Genomic DNA, 16,151 nt, shown 5'->3' on the forward strand with positions numbered 1-16,151 from the left:
ACTGGAAAATGCTACTTTACTCTTTACCCAAATTGATTTTCATATGAATGAGCAACTTCGTGCCTTACTTGCTGCCAACTGCGGGCTACCCTATAATGCGATCACCGATGATGCAAATCTATCAAAAGACCTGGGACTGGATAGTCTCGATACCGTTGATCTGGTTTTGCAAATGGAAGATCTTTTTCATATTTCCATTCCTGATGAAGATTATCAGCAGCTTCAAACCGTAAGGCAATTTTCAGATTATCTTAAACGCAAAACTGTTGCTCAGGCGTAGTTTAACTAATAAGAGATAATTCACTCATTTTCAAATATAAATCACGCTCAATTTAATTATTGAACTTCAACGTACCGAACGAATGGATATAGGTTTACGCTACTAACCTACCTCAACTTTTTATGCTTCAGGAAAATTTGTTGCTTATCCTTTTGTTACTTTTTGTAGTTTCAATGATTATCATGCTGGGTAAAAAACTCAGAATTTCTTACCCCATATTCTTGGTTCTTGCTGGCCTTGTACTCAGTTTCGTGCCTGGGGTCCTGGATTTCAAAATATCGCCGGACTGGATATTTATGGTCATCCTTCCTCCCCTATTATATCAGGCTGCCTGGGGGACTTGCTGGAACAATTTCTGGAAATGGAAACGCTCGATCGTAATGCTCGCTTTTGGCCTGGTTCTTTTTACCTCCTGCGTTGTTGCCTACTTTTCGAATGCCTTCATACCCGGATTTACCTTGGCACTGGGATTACTGCTAGGCGCAGTTATCTCTCCGCCGGACGCAATTGCTGCCAGTTCGGTGTTACAGGATTTGAATGCGCCTAAAAGAACTGTTACAATTCTGGAAGGAGAAAGTCTGTTAAATGACGCTGCGAGCTTGATTGTATTCCGCTTTGCTCTGGAAGCTGTGATCACAGGCCGGTTTGTGAAAGAAGAAGCCGCCGTTGCATTTTTTGTCGTTGGCTTTATGGGCGTGATCATTGGCCTTTCACTCGCCGTGCTATTTTTTGCGATTCACCGCTTTTTTCCGGCAGTGCCTAATATGAATGCTGCTCTGGAAGTTATTGCGCCGTATTTCATGTATCTGATTGCTGAACATTACGGATTTTCAGGGGTTATGGCAGTTGTGAGCGGCGGTTTGTTTATGTCTTTCAGTTCTATGAAACTTCACAATTACGCGCTTTCACGTCTGCATTCAGCGGCCATCGGTTCGGTGATTGTTTATATCCTGAATGGTCTGGTATTCATTTTGATTGGCTTGCAACTGCCGGTGGTCATCGCTAGTCTGCATGGTTATTCGCTCTACGATGCGACAAAATATGCAATCGTGATTAGTATCCTAACAATAATTGTGCGGATGATCTGGCTTTTTTTCACCTCCTACGTACCTGGCTGGCTTTACTCCACATTTAGAACAACGCAGAAAAAACAAAAATGGCAAAATGCCTTTGTCATCAGCTGGGCAGGAATGCGAGGCGTAGTTTCATTGGCTTCCGCTCTGTCGATACCCTTGTTTCTTGATAATGGAAAAGTATTTCCGCAACGAAACCTGATCTTGTTCATCACGTTTGTAGTCATTCTGGTCACGCTTGTTTTTCAAGGATTAACACTGCCCTGGCTCTTGAAATTCCTGAAAGTGGAAGAAACCGATAAACTCACTGCTGACAAGATTCAGGAAGCAGATATCAACAAACGTCTACTGATGATCGCACTCGCCGAATTAAATGAAAAATACAGCAGGGATGTCCAACAAAATGAAATGCTCAGCAAATACAAAACAGAGCTTGAACGGGATTTAAAACTTCATACGCAACTCGGAAAATCAGATCTGTATACCAAAGAGCAGATTGCAGGTTTTGTAGATGTCACTAACAAAATTCTAAAAAATCTCAGAGATGAATTAATCCTGATGAGGAAAGATAATTCATTCGATGATGAAATTCTCCGTAGACGTGAACGCCAAATGGATTTGGATGAAGTACTAATTTACCATCGAAAATACTGATCGTTAATTAATTTAACGCCGTTAAACAATGACCTAAAAGCCAGATAATAAGCACAGTAGACAAATTATAAATTTTCATTTTATTTGCCTACTGTGCTTGTTCAAACGTCAGCTACGACTAAAACTCTTGATCGCATTGACCAGGCGATCCAAATCCTGGACAGAATTATGGATGTTCGGTGTTACCCGCACGCCTTGAATTCCTGCCCTGTCATAAGCGACTGTAAAAACCTTATGTTTCTCGAAGAGATAGTCTGCGATCTGTCTTGGATCTTTTCCCTGAATTGTAAAATTGGTGATCGCACAGGACTGCTCTGCATTAAACGGAGTATTAAATATGATATTGGGGACATCCCTTACCTTATCAACCCAGTAATTTTTCAGGTAACGCAGCCGCTCCTCTTTTCGTTTTGTACCTATGGTCTGATGAAAATTCAGCGCATCCTCAATCGCGAGGTAGATACCCCAGGGGGCAGTACCTATGGTTTCAAATTTTTCAATATCGTCGTCAGCCCGCTGGTTATCGCCAAACAAAGGCCAGACGTTTTTAATCTTCTCTTTCTTGATCTGAAGAAACCCGGAACCCAGCGGCGCGCCCATCCATTTGTGTAGACTTGTGCCAAAGTAATCCACGTTCAGATCCGGTAGTTTATAATCTACATGCACAAAAGAATGCGAGGCGTCACAGATCACTTCGATTCCATGTTTTCTGGCAAGATCCGAGACCCTTTTTACGGGCAATATCTGACCGTTGACATTCATGATATGCGAGATCAGAATATATTTGGTATTGGCAGTAATGTTCTTTTCATACGCTTTGACAATTTCTTCATTTCCCGCTGCCAGCGGCAACACAATCTTTTTAAGTGTGATCCCAAAACGTTTGGATCGCATATCCCACGAGGCGACCATGTTTGGATACTCCGTCGTGGCCAGCAAGATTTCATCGCCGGGTTTAATATTCAGCCCCAAAATCACAGTATCCAACGCTTCTGTTGTGTTACGCATCAGGAGTAATTCCTCAACAGGAACACCGCTAAATGCGGCGACTTTTTTTCTGACCGCATACCGCTCGTCAATCATCCTTTTGCGCATATAAAAGGATGTGAGGCTGTTTATTTCTTTTGTCTTCTCAATCAGCGCGTCAGTCACGACGGTCGGACTAGGCAGATAATACCCATTTTCAAGATTCACAAAATCACTGCTTTGATTATACGCCTTCTGAACCGTTTGCCAGAAGTTTTCATCCGCGGCGTTCGCCACAGGATCAGGACTGGAAAGTTTCGTGGAGGCCTTGTGAATTTCTTCGATAATGTCCGTTTGGGCAAGATCCGCAAACGATGGAGCAGCCGCAATCAGTCCGAGTTGCCGGTTAAATTTCTTTCTTGAAAGTGTCATTTTCAGTAAGGTTAAAAAATAAAAAACAAGCGGCGTTTCTGATCAGCTAAGCTATGCGGCTAGCTTAGTTGATCCGCAATCTCATAAATGGTGCGAGGTTCGATTAATTGCAACTACGTTGCGAAAATAAAAAAAATTTAGTTTTATTTGCAACATCGATGCAAATATTTTTGTCTCAATCAAGGTTAAACCTATGCATTTCAAATTTATCAGGATTATTGCCAAACAGGAGTGGCTTTCAATTTTTCGTATCAAAACACCGCTTGCCCTTTATTCCGTTTTGCTAGCTCTTATGCTGCTGGCAACCTTTACCGGATGGCAATACGTTAATACTTTTAACAAACAGCAAGCCCAGGCGCGTGAGGAAGTTCATGATCACTGGATGAATCAGCCAAACCGTCATCCGCATCGTGTGGCCCACTACGGCTATCTGGTTTTCCGGGAAAAATCTCCTTTAAGTTTTTTTGATTTCGGACTGGACAGCTATGTTGGGAACTCGGTATTTCTAGAGGCCCACAGACAAAATACTGTAAACATGAGTGAAGCCGGTTTTTCAAACGGAATGCTTCGTTTTGGTCAACTGAGCATGGCTTCTGTTTTTCAATTACTTATCCCATTATTTATTATTTTCATTGGCTTTCAAACGATTGCCGGTTTAAAGCAGAACGGCGTGTTGAAAATTCTGCTATGCCAGCGTGCCTCTTACTATGATATTCTCATCGGCAAAACGCTTGGGCTGGCCGCGGTAAGCTGGGCTTTGTTCTTGCCCCTGTTATTCACCGCACTTATTGGCGGTGTTTTCCTTCTCAATGGTAATATAACGCCGCAAACAGGCTTAAATATTGGCATATTACTATTCAGCTACGGACTTTATCTTTTTATTATTTCAATGATGGTTGTCGCAGTTTCAGCGCTAAGCAGCAGTGGAGCCAATTCGCTTGTAGTTTCCGTATTGATCTGGATTTTATGTTTTGTAATTATACCGAAAGGTGCTCAGACACTTGGTAATTATTTATTTCAGGCCCCGGATAAAATCGCGTTCGAGCATTCGATAGAGGAAGAAATAAGCAAGGAAGGCGACAGTCACAATCCGGACGATCCTCATTTTGCTGAATTGAAAAATAAGACGCTTAAAAAATACGGTGTCGATTCAGTCCAGAACCTTCCGGTAAACTATGGTGCGTTGGTGATGCAGGAAGGCGAAAATATCAGCTCGGGTATCTTTAACCGGCATTTTGACCAATTAATAAAAACGTATAAAGCGCAAAATTCTATTGCCACAATACTCGGCTTTTTAGATCCGTACCTAGCCATGCGGAACGTTTCGATGAGCATTAGCGGGGTTGACTTCGAGACTTTTTCTGAGTTTCAAAAACAGACAGAACATTACCGTTTTAATAAAACTAAAAATCTGAATGAGATACATCTGACTCAGATTGACTATAAAAATGACCGTGACCAAAAGGTCGGCCAGAGCAATTGGCAGCAAATGGCAGAGTTCAGTTTTAAACCTTTCTCATTGTCTCAGACCATGAAAAACAGCCTATGGGGTTTCATTTCATTGATTTTATGGACTCTATCCGGCTTTTTCGTATTACAATATATTTCAACACTCCGCAAATATCAGTTATGATTTTTAATAATAAAGTATGGAGCCTTGAAGTGAAAAATTTCCTGCTGGGCAATACGGTTTTATGGGGCTTTGTAAGTCTGATGTTATTTGGACTCTATGGGTTCTTTCACGGAAATAACGTGATCGAAAGACAAGAGCAGATTCTGGCTAAGATTCCTTCTGTACAAACAGCCCATATTCAGACTGTTGTCGAACACGGTAAGGGCAAAACGGTTGGTTCAACAGCCTATTACCCATTTTTTTATACAACGAATCCGCCTTCTCCCTGGGCAAAATTTTCAATTGGCCAAAGGGATGTTAACCCTTTTAATCTAAAAGTAAAAATGCTGGGAATTGAAGGGCAGCTTCATGATTCCGAACTGACAAATCCACTCACGCTTCTGGTCGGCAACCTGGATGCCTCTTTTGTTTTTATTTTTCTTTTCCCTCTGCTGATCATTGCATTTACGTACAATACACTTTCTGAAGAGCAGGAAAGCGGCGTGTGGAAAATTGTCCGTATCAGCTCTTCGCACACCTTGTCAGTTATCGCAAGAAAACTACTAATACGCCTTGCAGTCGTTCTGTTAACTTCCGCTATCGTTTTCTTAATGGGAATGATCTATCTAAGTTTGCCATTTTCGCTTCCCAGTATGCAGCTTGGCATAGTCCTTCTGTGTTATGTAATTTTCTGGTTTACGCTGGCTTTGATGATCATTTCCTTTGGCAAAAGCTCCTCGTTCAACGCAACGGTACTGGTTTGTCTGTGGATATTTCTGTGTATTTTATTTCCAGGCATCGCAAACATTATCATCGACAATAAAATCCCCGTACCGGAAGCCCAGCAAACCGCTATAAAACAACGCGAGGGCTATCATCAAAAATGGGATATGCCTAAAAAACCTACGATGGAAACGTTTTATGCATCTTACCCTGAGTACCGAAAATATCCCATCCCCGAAGATAAATATTCTTCCGGCTGGTATTATGCGATGCAGTATGCGGGTGATGTTGAGTCTTCCGAATCGTCTGATGAACTGTTTAAAAAACTGGAACAAAGACAAAATCTATCAGACTTGTTCGGACAATTTAATCCGGTGATTGCCGCACAGCAGCATTTAAATAAAATCGCTAATACAGATCTGGCGAATCATATCCAGTATTTGCGATCAGTAAAACGGCATCACAAATCACTTCGTGAATACTTTTATCCTGGTATTTTCCAGGAAACATTAACAGAAAATCTGGATTGGAACGCGCACCCGAAATATGAACCGGCCGGTTATGTTACTGCATCGCTTCTTTCAGGCATAGTTTCCATGCTGCTTTGGTCGATCGCGATTTTCTTTACCTCCACTGTCTTATTTAAAAGAAATTTCATCCATATTACAGATAAACAAAATGCTTGAAGCAAAAAATCTAAGTAAAAGTTATGGAAGCCATAAAGCCCTTAATAACTTGAATCTGACGATCGGGCCGGGAGAAATTTTTGCACTGCTTGGACAGAACGGTGCCGGAAAAACAACCACGATTAATTTATTTTTGGGTTTTATCGAACCTACTTCTGGAATCGCCTTGATCAATGGGATTTCTGTTGCTGAAAATCCTCAGGAAACAAAAAAACATCTGGCTTATATTCCTGAAACAGTCATGCTTTATCCTAATCTGACAGGGCTTGAAAACCTGGAATACTTCTCATCCCTGGCAGGATTTGATTATTCAAAACAAGACTTGTCTGAGCTCCTTGCAACGGCTGGTCTGCAGAATCAGGCATTCAAACAGCGGCTCGGCGGATATTCCAAAGGTATGCGCCAGAAAGTGGGGATTGCAATTGCTGTCGCAAAAAAAGCAAAAGTGCTTCTCCTGGACGAGCCCACAAGTGGTCTTGACCCAAAAGCGTCAAACGAGTTTTCTGAAATTCTTAAAAATTTAACCTTGCACGGGACAGCTATTCTAATGGCAACCCATGATATTTTCAGAGCCCGGGAAGTTGCATCAAGAATTGGAATTATGAATCAGGGCCATCTGCAATCAGTTCTCGACGCCGGCAGTATATCCGCAAATGAGTTGGAAGATCTTTATCTTAAAACCGTCTGAAATGTGCGCTGGCCTGATTATTTAACCGGATTTTTAAGGTAATCATGCCAGCACATTTTAAAAAATTCGGATGCAGGATACTAATAAAGGCTACAAACCCATTGAGGATTACGGATTAATCGGAAATATGAAAACCGTCGCATTGGTTTCAATCGAAGGCTCAATAGATTTCATGTGTTATCCCGATTTTGACTCTCCCTCAGTTTTTGCAAAACTACTCGACCACCAAAAAGGTGGCAGTTTTTCTATAATACCTCAGATAAAAGACTTTAAAACCAAGCAACTCTATCTGCCAGCGACGGCGGTTTTGCTTACCCGTTTCTTTTCAGAGGAAGGTATTGCCGAACTAACCGATTATATGCCGATCAATTTGCCGGGCAGCCAGAAGACAAACACGATCGTCAGAATGATCAAGACGGTTCGCGGCTCGATCACATATCGAGTCAAGTGCGACCCTGCCTTCAATTATGCCCGCGCGAAGCATAAATGTGACCTGAAAGAAAATGAAATCAGATTTACAACTCAGGAGCAAGAGCCGACCATTATGCGGCTCATTTCTGACATCCCATTACAGATCCTGGATAATTGTGGATATGCTGAATTCACGCTGGAACAGTCGGAAGTTGCTTTTATCGTATTGGAATGCGGACAGGATGAAAAGCCAAACGCCATAGATTTTTACAAAAACAATACATATCAGCAGACAATTGATTTTTGGAGAGCCTGGACAAAAAAATCAACCTACAAGGGGCGCTGGAGCGAAACGATCAACCGCTCTGCGATCACGCTGAAACTATTGACTTCTATTGAGCAGGGCTCTACAGTTGCTGCCCCAACATTCAGCCTACCAGAAACACTTGGTGCAGGTCGCAACTGGGATTATCGCTATACCTGGATCCGGGATGCAGCCTTTACGATGTATGCCTTTTTAAGGCTTGGCTACACCGATGAGGCCACTGCTTTTTTAAAATGGATTCACGACAGATCCAGCGAAGACAAGCTTTATCTGATGTACACAATCAATGGTAAACACAATCTGGCTGAAAAAGAGCTGGAACACTTCGAGGGGTATAAAAACTCACTGCCCGTGAGAATAGGGAATGCCGCTCAGGACCAGCTACAGATTGACATCTATGGAGAACTGATAGATACGGTCTACATTTACAACAAACAGCATTCAGCCATAACGTTTGAATTTTGGGAAACGATCGTTACCCAGATCGAACAAGTGATCGAAAACTGGCAAAAAGCCGATCATGGAATCTGGGAGATCAGAAACATTGAAAAAGAATTCCTACATAGTCGATTGATGTGTTGGGTGGCCATGGACAGGGCAATTAAAATTGCGGAAAACAGATCATTCCCCTACCCTGAGAAGGAATGGAAAAATATACGTAACGAAATCTACAAGGACATTTACCATAACTTTTGGAATGAAAAACTTGGTGCATGGGTGCAGTACAAAGGTGCTGAACAGGTAGATGCAAGTGTACTCCTGATGTCGCTGATGCATTTTATTTCACCTTATGAGCCGCGCTGGCTTTCGACAATGAAAGTGGTCGAGCGCGAACTTGGCCTGGATGTTTTATTATACAGATACCGGAACGGTCCTGACGAATTTGATGGCCTTCAAGGGGATGAAGGAACGTTTAATATGTGTTCTTTCTGGTATATCGAATCGCTGGCTAAAAGCGGAGAAGTTACCAAAGCGTTGGACAGTTTTGAGAAAATGATCGCATATGCCAATCATCTTGGGCTTTTCAGTGAGCAGATAAGTCATAAAGCGGAGCACCTGGGAAATTTCCCGCAGGCGTTCACGCACCTCGCATTAATCAGCGCTGCCCTGGAAATCGACAAACAACTGGACCGGATGTGATATAAATTGATCATGTAGAAATGACAAAGGGATCAAACCGATTTGCAGGTTTGATCCCTTTTACGAAAAGATCGTTGCTGGTTAAACTTTTATTCTGGAGCCGCAGCAGTCGTTATCTGGACAATCGGCCACACGCCCGGCGTTGGAACACTAACACCTTTGGTCAATCCTCTGGTTGCATTATCAGGGCCGAAATAGTATAATGGCCAGCCCTTATAAGTTATCTGTTTTTTCCCGAAAACATCAATAGTTGAAAACAGGCTTTTATCCAGTGCCGAAGGTACATCCTTCCAGTCCGTCACCCAGATAGGCCAAGTCGCGTCATTGCTAAAATCTGATTTTGTATAATTGTTCTTATTCTTTTTGTCTTTGTTGAATGCGTACAACGTCCGGCCGTTCGCATCAACGAAATATTGCGTGTCCCCTGTCCCTTCTTTGTAATCAGCGGTGTAGCTTTTCCCGTCATTTCCAACCAGCTGGGTATTGGCCAGCATGATCGAATACGATTTTTTCGCCACAACCCATACCTTTCCTACATTTTCACCTTTTACATCTCCGGCAGCGACGTCCGATGCATAATAGTACAGTGGCCAGCCTTTATAGGTTACCTGTGATTTACCGTCAGCTCTTGTGATAGACGCAAAATCTGTTGCGACCAAACCCGTATCCAAACGCGGTGCAGTGGCAGAAAAAATTGGCCAGACGTCCAGACATCCACCCGTACAGGCAGAAGTTCCATTGACATCTTTGGTAAAAAAGTAGAGCGTCCTGCCTTTCTGATCGGTAAGCACATTTCCCAGTGAAGTTGATTTCTGAGAGATATCGAAGGTTGGAGCTGGCGGTACTACTAGCGCAGGCGCATCATCATCATCGGAGCTGCATGACAAGCCAGCCACGGCCAGACATCCCATCACGACGATGGAATTGATAAAGTTTTTAGCTTTCATCTTTTATTTGTTAGGGGTAAGTGTTAATTACAATAGCTTATACGGGCAGCCCCGACAGCTGGTTGCGTAGCGATGAAAGTAATTATCACAATCCTTCCAAAAATAGTAAAGCTAACAGGCTACAAATTGAAGTGTTTGCAGCATACGACGAAATTCAGGTTGGTAGTCAGCCCGAATCGAAACCTGTCTTTGCGTTACAGGATGCAAAAAACTCAGCTCGACCGCGTGCAGAAGCATGGAATTCATTTCAAATTTTTCAAGAAAGAATTTATTCTGTTTGTTGCATCCATGCGGACGGTCGCCAATGATCGGATGAAAAATATGAGCCATATGTTTTCTTAGCTGATGCATCCTGCCTGTTGTCGGCATTAGCTCAATCAGAGAATAACGTGATGTCGGATGCTTTCCAAATGGAAGATTAAGCTCAACTTTTTTAAGCGTTTTAAAATAAGTAAACGCGTCCTGAACGATGCCATCATCACGTCTTAAAGGATAATCAATTTCCAGCTCATCCGGCGTAAATCCACGCACGATCGCGTGGTAATGTTTCTTGACTTTTGCTTCTGAAAACTGAATTTGCATCTGACTGTTCATCTCTTCATTCAACGCGAAAAGAAGAACTCCAGAAGTTTTACGATCAAGCCGGTGAACAGGATATACACGCTGCCCGATCTGATCGCGGAGGATCTGCACAGCAAATTCAGACGTATCGGCGGCAATTTGAGACCGGTGAACCAAAAGTCCATGGGGCTTATTTATCGCAACCAGAATTTCGTCCTGATAAATAATTTCCAGAAAATTGATTGGATCCGGTATGGAATAAATTGATTCGTTTTCCAATTTTAACTTAAAATATCGACAGGTCTTTGTCAGTTTTCGAAGTGAGCACCACATATGCGCTGGGCTTTATACCAAGCAGAAAGGGAGACATGCGAAGAAAGAACATTTTCAATTTCATCAGGTAAAAACCGGTTTTGTTATGCTCATAAAGCGGCTTTAAGACATCATTAGAAAAAAGATAGCATTTGTCTTTAACAACCTCAAAATTTTCAGATTTCAATAAAAAGCGAAATAACGCTGGCGTGTAGATGTTAATATGTCCGTAGGCGAGAAAGTGCTGTATTTTTTTATCGACATAAAAAGAAAAATCGATGGGCACTTCGAAGATCTGATTTTTGGAGACTCTTTTAATTTCGCGCAAAAGAATCCGCTCGTGCTCCACATGTTCCATCACATGCGAACAGATAACGAGGTCAAAATGGTTATCAGGGAAAGGAATTTTATATCCGTCAAAAAGAAGGACATTTTTTAAATTCTCAATATTTTTTGATTTTATCAGCTCAATGCCGCTTTCTGAAATTTCTACGCAGTTCAGATCCTTTGAAAAATTCCATTTGGAAAGCCACGAAAGGATACTCCCCTCGCCCGCTCCTACTTCCAGCACATTGTCGAATGTAATATTCTTAGCAAGTTCTATTATATTCTGAGCCTTATACTTTGCGCCCAAATTTCTCCAGGCCACAGATTTTTCGTCATACTGGCTTGAATAAGAATCTTTTACTTTCTCTGATACATTCATTCTACACACGCTTGTTTTTATACCTCGAAGTCCGGAAGTATTTGAGCTACAAATTAACGGATAAAAGTTTCAAATATCTCTTCCCACAAATATTTACACCTAGAAGAGCGGCGATTTTCTGTTACAAATTCAAGCTTCCTTTTTGCCATAACGTACCCTGAACCGGATAATCGCCCAAAGTACCAGATAAAGCATCCCTAAAAGAAGGCCAATTTCCAGACTGATCACAAGTGCTGTCCGGTCAATCAGACTTTTTAGAAGATTTTCGAGAATGACTTTTGGATCATGAATAACGTCCCAGCTGTTCATCCTTCGGATCCTGCCGAGGTATACTCCAAAACCGGCCAAAGGAAGGCTTGCTAATAAAAATGAAGTACTGACTTTCTTTGAAAAAACTCTGCGCCAGGTCTGATGAATCCAGTAAAGCGATACCAGTCCATTAAATAAACTCACCTCCGCATAGCAGAAAAGCATGATCGTATCATGCCAGGTTAGGTCACGCTGATAATCCACACTTAAATGCGCCAGGTCGGTAATCATGTAGGGAGCATTTGGAAAGAAAGCAAGCCAAAAAAGGCTAACCATAATCACCAGAAACGGCAGCCTGCCAAAACGCCTGGTAATGTTATTAATAAAAAAGGCAGCGATAAGAGGAATCCAGCTTAAGAACAGGTTCCAGTCCATCGAAAAATCGACCGGTGCATTAAAAAGAATCCGAACCAAATGAAAAAAAACTGCAACCAGACTTAACACCAGGAGCAACAGGAGCGGATATAACCCTTCCATTGAAACAATGGGAGGTTCGGCTATGCTAAAACGATAATTTTTCCACCATTGAAGGATACGTTCCAAGTGTTTTTAATTTAAATATTCATAACGTCTACAAACAGACAAACGGGTAAAGTAACTTTTGAAAAGTTCAAAAAAATTATACCACTTTTATCTCTAAACGTCTTTTAAGCACATTATTTTTTTGAACTTCTAACAAACATGTAACTGTCGTTTTCTGTTTTTCAGACCGCAAGATAAGCGCAATTAGCTTTGTAATGGACTTTTTTCGTCTTTCTTTTGCTTAGGTCTCCTTTTTTTAGATGAAGGAGCCTGGCTCTTACGGGCTCCACTTGTCCCTTTATTTCTAGGGGCTGAATTACGGAATTTACCTGGATCAAACTTAGGTGCTTCACCCAAACCCAGATCCTGCGTTATGGATTGTTTCTCCACTTCTTTTTCGAAAAGACGCTCAATTTTAAGCACATACTTCTGGTCATGCTCATTAATAAACGTTATCGCCGTCCCCTTGGATTCTGCCCTGGCAGTGCGTCCAATGCGGTGAACATAATCCTCAGGATCACGCGGCACATCGTAATTTACAACATGACTTAAATTGTCTATATCAATACCTCTTGACAAAACATCTGTCGCGACCAGAACGGGGAATGCCCGGTTTTTAAAATCACGCAGCACTACTTCCCTGTCGGCCTGATCTGAATCAGACGAGATTCCCCGGGCATCAAGACCAAGTTTTTTCAATGCACGCACAATGGGTTCAACTGTGGATTTCCGGGAAGTAAACAACACCATACTGGTATTAGTGACCTGAGTCAGCAGATGCGCAAGCAACGGAAGTTTCTGCTCGTCCGTAGTCATGTAAAATTGCTGATCAATTCTTTCTGCAGGCCTGGAGACAGCCAATCTAACTTCTTCCGGCTTTTGTAATATCCTTTTTGCCAGCTCTCCTATTTTCGGAGGCATCGTTGCTGAAAACATCAGTGTCTGACGTTTAGCAGGCAAAAAGCTCATAATTTTCAATATATCACTTAAAAAACCCATGTCAAGCATACGGTCCGCTTCATCGAGAACCAAATGGCGTATCGATCCGAAACTCACATAACCAAGCTGTAAATGGGCTATCAGTCTTCCTGGGGTTGCAATAATGATATCAGCACCCTGCGTTAGCGCACGCTTTTGCTGGTCCCACTCAGGACCTTTGTTTCCGCCATAAACCGCAATACTGGTAGCGCCGACAAAATAACCAAGACCTTGTATCTGCTGGTCAATTTGCTGAGCAAGCTCACGCGTCGGGACCAGGATCAGCGCTCCGATCTGGCCAGTTGGCACTGTTGCAATTTTATCCAAAATGGGGATCAGGTAAGCCGCAGTTTTTCCGGTACCTGTCTGTGCACAAGCCAGAAGATCTTTTCCCTGTAGAATATAGGGAATTGCCTGCTCCTGAATAGGTGTTGCTTGTTGATAGTTCATAGAATCCACGGCGTTTAGCACGTCTTCGTGGAGTTCAAATTCGTTAAAATTCAAAGTTCAGCTTTTTAAGTCCAGAAGCTAAATAAGTATATGTACTACCTTATTTAGCTGATAATGAACAATTAATAAATAAGAGGCTGACTTCGATTTCACCAGTCAGCAAACCGCTTGATTCACTGCAAAGATAATCAAATAAGTCAGAAGTAATTGTAGAGTTATAATTTCTTAACATTCAACCGATTGGGCGAAGGTTTCAGAACTATCTGCTATATCTGTTATTTTTAAAAATCAAATCTTTCTTCCACCACCCCCATTACTGCGTCTTTTTCTTAATCAAAAAAATAAAAGAAAAATTTGTATAGTTAGGATTCCTTACTATTTTTGCAACGAAATAAATTTTTAACGCAAACAGCAAAAATATGGCTAAGTCAATTTTTTATCATGCCGGATGCCCGGTTTGTTTAAGTGCAGAACATGACATTCTCAATCTTATCGATCCATCAACAATTGAAGTGATCCACCTGGGCGATAATACGGACAAAATTGCTCAGGCTGAGCATGCTGGCGTAAAGTCAGTACCAGCACTGGTAACTCCAAATGGTAATGTACTGCATATCAATTTCGGAGCATCTATTCAAGATGTGAAAGGTTAATCAAGTATTATTAGGATCCTATCACTGGACGGATATTCTCATATCCGTCCTATAACTCAGAAAAATATGAAAGTAGCAGTTTGGGATACTTACGTAACCCGCCAGGACGGAGCCATCATGCACTTCGATATTATAGCTCCCGACCACATAAAAAACGCAGAAGTAATTCATACATTTGGTAAGGATTATTTACAATTAAAAGGTCAGGCCAGTCAGCAGCTTACCTCCAGAGAATGCAGATTTTGCCATATTGCACAGGCTTCGCCGGAAATGGTTGAAAGTATCAATGACAAGGGTTACTACATTATTGAAATGCAGGGCTGTGAATAAGATCCGGGAAAATATCGAAACTGTAAAAGCCAGAATGAGAGCTGCCTGCATTCATTCCGGACGCGATCCGGAGAGCGTACGGCTGTTGCTGGCGACTAAAACAGTATCTGCTGAGACCATACGACAAGCGCTGATTTTTGACAAAAATCTTTTGGGAGAGAATAAAGTTCAGGAACTCTCTCAAAAGCATTCGCAGCTAATAGCCACCGGTACGGAGTTTCATTTTATCGGACATCTGCAAACCAATAAGGTAAAGCAGGTCCTGAAATATGCCTCCTGTATTCAATCGGTAGATAGGCTTGAATTAGTTCAAAAACTAGATCAAAGACTTCAATTCGAGGGTAGAAACCTGGACATCTTCATACAAGTTAACACGTCTTACGAGGAAAGCAAGTTTGGTATCAGCCCCGAAAATGCCATTAGTCTGGCTCGTGAAATTTCAAAATATGACACCTTAAAAGTAAAAGGGTTGATGACGATCGGGCTGTTCGGTGCAGAACAGAAACGTTTAAGAAAATGCTTCCGGCTCCTGAGAAATCTGAAATCCGAGATCAAAGATCTAAATCTTGCTAACTTTGCCCCTGATGAGCTTTCGATGGGCATGAGCAACGATCTGGAAACTGCCATCGAAGAAGGCGCAACAATTGTCCGGGTTGGAACCGCTGTTTTCGGTGACAGAATCTATCCTGACAGCTTCTACTGGAATGAACAAAATCCGTCCTAGCGAAAGTATAAGTCGCTTTTATTAATTATTTTACGACTGCAAATGTCTATTTTCAATTTAAACGAGCAAAATTCAAATCTTGACAACAAAATTGTCGCAGGTCTTGAACGCTTGTCGCAGGTTTTCAGGATTTTGCTTTGGGAAAAAGCGAAACAGCAGGGCTTGAGCCCGATACAGATTCAAATTCTTATTTTCATACGTTATCATAAAGCAGAAAGAACGACTGTGAGTTACCTGGCAAAGGAGTTCAACTTAACCAAGCCAACGATTAGTGATGCGGTGAAAATCTTAGAACAGAAGCAGCTGATTAGGAAGTATACCGACAACAGTGATAGTAGAAGTTACACCATCCAACTCACCGAAACTGGTGAAAAGGTAGTCTTTGAAACAGAGAATTTTACTGATCCTTTGCAAGAAATGGTCCAAAAAACAATGGAAGACGACAAGTTGATTCTTTGGGAAAACATTTCCAGTTTAATTGTTTTATTAAATAAAGCTGAGATCATCAGTGTGCAGCGGACTTGTTACAATTGCAAATATTTTTCTGTTAGCAAGGGGATAAAATACTGTGACCTGCTAAGCATCCGGCTACATTCGGAAGATATCCGGATAGATTGCGGAGAATTCGAAATGATTTGAAAAGCCACCCATGGCCCTGTCCTATCTCAA

The 16,151-nt window shown here is 41.8% G+C and carries 16 protein-coding genes; 10 read left to right on the plus strand and 6 right to left on the minus strand.

Translation table 11 applies throughout. The annotated features are described in order from the left end of the window. Nucleotides 1–43: 43 nt before the first annotated feature. Entirely contained in the window at nt 44–280 is a 237-nt protein-coding gene (locus BMY70_RS00320) for an acyl carrier protein (RefSeq protein WP_090330585.1), read from the plus strand. A 122-nt stretch (nt 281–402) separates the two neighbouring features. Next, entirely contained in the window at nt 403–2,007 is a 1,605-nt protein-coding gene (locus BMY70_RS00325; protein ID WP_090330588.1) for a Na+/H+ antiporter, read from the plus strand. Nucleotides 2,008–2,115: 108 nt separating this feature from the next. Here BMY70_RS00325 and BMY70_RS00330 read toward each other — a convergent pair whose 3' ends face one another. Continuing rightward, entirely contained in the window at nt 2,116–3,405 is a 1,290-nt protein-coding gene (locus tag BMY70_RS00330) for an aminotransferase class V-fold PLP-dependent enzyme (protein ID WP_090330590.1), read from the minus strand. Between the two features lie 193 nt (nt 3,406–3,598). On the opposite strand from BMY70_RS00330, the gene BMY70_RS00335 reads away from it, so the two are divergent. The 4 genes from BMY70_RS00335 to BMY70_RS00350 all read left to right on the plus strand — a co-directional run bounded on the left by BMY70_RS00335 (nt 3,599) and on the right by BMY70_RS00350 (nt 8,990). Beyond that, nucleotides 3,599–5,038 carry an ABC transporter permease gene (locus BMY70_RS00335; protein ID WP_090330592.1) on the plus strand — a complete coding sequence of 480 codons (1,440 nt, stop codon included), beginning with the start codon at nt 3,599–3,601 and terminating at the stop codon, nt 5,036–5,038. Then, entirely contained in the window at nt 5,035–6,426 is a 1,392-nt protein-coding gene (locus tag BMY70_RS00340) for an ABC transporter permease (RefSeq protein ID WP_177196918.1), read from the plus strand. The genes BMY70_RS00335 and BMY70_RS00340 overlap by 4 nt, the downstream gene beginning before the upstream one ends. Further along, nucleotides 6,419–7,114 carry an ABC transporter ATP-binding protein gene (locus tag BMY70_RS00345; protein WP_090330597.1) on the plus strand — a complete coding sequence of 232 codons (696 nt, stop codon included), beginning with the start codon at nt 6,419–6,421 and terminating at the stop codon, nt 7,112–7,114. Before BMY70_RS00340 ends, BMY70_RS00345 begins: the two co-directional genes overlap by 8 nt. A gap of 70 nt (nt 7,115–7,184) precedes the next feature. Further along, the gene (locus tag BMY70_RS00350; protein ID WP_090330600.1) at nt 7,185–8,990 is read left to right on the plus strand and encodes a glycoside hydrolase family 15 protein; all 1,806 of its coding nucleotides are present in this window, start codon (nt 7,185–7,187) and stop codon (nt 8,988–8,990) included. An 89-nt stretch (nt 8,991–9,079) separates the two neighbouring features. Here the strand turns inward: BMY70_RS00350 and BMY70_RS00355 are convergent, their stop codons facing one another. The 5 genes from BMY70_RS00355 to BMY70_RS00375 form a co-directional block, all read right to left on the minus strand. Next, a complete protein-coding gene (locus BMY70_RS00355; RefSeq protein ID WP_090330603.1) occupies nt 9,080–9,937 on the minus strand; it encodes a hypothetical protein in 858 nt (285 codons plus the stop codon). A 111-nt stretch (nt 9,938–10,048) separates the two neighbouring features. After that, entirely contained in the window at nt 10,049–10,777 is a 729-nt protein-coding gene (locus BMY70_RS00360; RefSeq protein ID WP_229209427.1) for a pseudouridine synthase, read from the minus strand. A gap of 7 nt (nt 10,778–10,784) precedes the next feature. Next, nucleotides 10,785–11,516: a class I SAM-dependent methyltransferase gene (locus BMY70_RS00365; protein WP_090330610.1), complete on the minus strand. Its 732-nt coding sequence runs from the start codon at nt 11,514–11,516 to the stop codon at nt 10,785–10,787. Nucleotides 11,517–11,645: 129 nt separating this feature from the next. Continuing rightward, the gene (locus tag BMY70_RS00370) at nt 11,646–12,368 is read right to left on the minus strand and encodes a DUF1361 domain-containing protein (RefSeq protein WP_229209428.1); all 723 of its coding nucleotides are present in this window, start codon (nt 12,366–12,368) and stop codon (nt 11,646–11,648) included. Nucleotides 12,369–12,551: 183 nt separating this feature from the next. Continuing rightward, nucleotides 12,552–13,775 carry a DEAD/DEAH box helicase gene (locus BMY70_RS00375; RefSeq protein WP_310590627.1) on the minus strand — a complete coding sequence of 408 codons (1,224 nt, stop codon included), beginning with the start codon at nt 13,773–13,775 and terminating at the stop codon, nt 12,552–12,554. Nucleotides 13,776–14,194: 419 nt separating this feature from the next. On the opposite strand from BMY70_RS00375, the gene BMY70_RS00380 reads away from it, so the two are divergent. The 4 genes from BMY70_RS00380 (at nt 14,195) to BMY70_RS00395 (ending at nt 16,121) form a co-directional block, all read left to right on the plus strand. Continuing rightward, a complete protein-coding gene (locus tag BMY70_RS00380) occupies nt 14,195–14,428 on the plus strand; it encodes a thioredoxin domain-containing protein (protein ID WP_090330615.1) in 234 nt (77 codons plus the stop codon). 66 nt (nt 14,429–14,494) lie between these two features. After that, nucleotides 14,495–14,758: a DUF2024 family protein gene (locus tag BMY70_RS00385; protein ID WP_090330617.1), complete on the plus strand. Its 264-nt coding sequence runs from the start codon at nt 14,495–14,497 to the stop codon at nt 14,756–14,758. After that, nucleotides 14,751–15,482 (plus strand): YggS family pyridoxal phosphate-dependent enzyme, encoded by a 732-nt coding sequence (locus BMY70_RS00390; RefSeq protein WP_090330619.1) that lies wholly within the window; start codon nt 14,751–14,753, stop codon nt 15,480–15,482. The genes BMY70_RS00385 and BMY70_RS00390 overlap by 8 nt, the downstream gene beginning before the upstream one ends. A gap of 42 nt (nt 15,483–15,524) precedes the next feature. Beyond that, the gene (locus BMY70_RS00395; protein ID WP_090330622.1) at nt 15,525–16,121 is read left to right on the plus strand and encodes a MarR family winged helix-turn-helix transcriptional regulator; all 597 of its coding nucleotides are present in this window, start codon (nt 15,525–15,527) and stop codon (nt 16,119–16,121) included. The last annotated feature ends 30 nt before the right edge of the window (nt 16,122–16,151 follow it).

This window comes from Dyadobacter koreensis (assembly GCF_900108855.1).
Classification (GTDB): domain Bacteria; phylum Bacteroidota; class Bacteroidia; order Cytophagales; family Spirosomataceae; genus Dyadobacter; species Dyadobacter koreensis.